1 protein-coding gene is annotated in these 975 nt (G+C 65.0%); it reads left to right on the top strand.

Annotated elements, in window-relative coordinates; translation table 11 throughout:
• Positions 1 to 155 precede the first annotated feature (155 nt).
• On the top strand, positions 156 to 975 hold an 820-nt coding region (locus F8O03_RS17945), incomplete at its 3' end, for a CPBP family intramembrane glutamic endopeptidase (protein WP_151425110.1).

The following is a 975-nucleotide window of genomic DNA, read 5'->3' as shown; positions in this document are numbered from 1 at the left end:
CCGGCTGACAGACCGAGCACAGTGGGTCGCATGACAACATTGTCCCGTTCGCAGTCCCGCAAGCTTCCCCGGTGGGAGAGGCAACCGGCTCGAATGGCAGCGAAGCTCCAAACGGGCGGCCTGCCGAAACGACTTCTCAGATCGGAAATCACGTCATGAGCGACATCCGCCACCCCAAGTCCGTGCCCCGAATGATCTGGGTGGGCCTCGCTGCCGTCGCCTTCTACGTTCTCCTCGCGGCAGTCGGAGGCAACCTGCTGAGCGTGTTCGCGGACGGTGACGAGACCCTCGACTTCGCCCTCAGCCATCTGCTCGTGCTCCCGATCCTCATCACCGTCGGGGTGCTGTTCACCCGCAGGGCAGGGTGGACGCGAGACGTGTGGACGGCTCCGTCTCCGTTCACCGAGCGGCGTCGCTGGTGGATGCTCGCCATCCCCGTCGTGCTCACCGTGCAAGTCGTCGTCCTCCTCATGGGCGTCCCCTGGTCGGAACAGACCGTCTCAGTGGTGCTGATCTACCTGATCGGATCCCTCTTGATCGGAATCGGCGAAGAGATCTACTTCCGCGGAATCCTCCGCGTCACAGTCCTCGGCCATCACCGGGAGCTGGCGGCGCTGCTCATCACGTCCTTCGCCTTCGGATTCGCCCACGTCGTCAGCTACCTCTTCGAAGACCTGGGCATCTTCACGATCGCCCTCAACACGTTGGCCGTAGCTCTGGACGGCGCACTCTTCTACGGCGCCTACCGCGCGACGGGCACACTGTGGGTGCCGATCCTGCTCCACGGCCTCGGCGACTTCGGACGATTCCTCCAGCCCGGCAGCAACGGCGCCACGCACGCTGCGATGTCGACCGGCGACACGATCGCCTCCCTGACCTTGATCATCGGCGCCGCGCTCGCCCTCGCACTCGTCGTGAGCCTCGCCCGCCAAGATCACCGGAGTCGACGCGGATCCAGATCGACGCCATCACCTG

Origin of the sequence: Pseudoclavibacter terrae, from assembly GCF_008831075.1 — a bacterium.
Taxonomy (GTDB): Bacteria; Actinomycetota; Actinomycetes; order Actinomycetales; family Microbacteriaceae; genus Pseudoclavibacter; species Pseudoclavibacter terrae.
The sequence above is the reverse complement of the archived record's forward strand: the minus strand, read 5'-3'. Positions and strand labels throughout refer to the sequence as shown.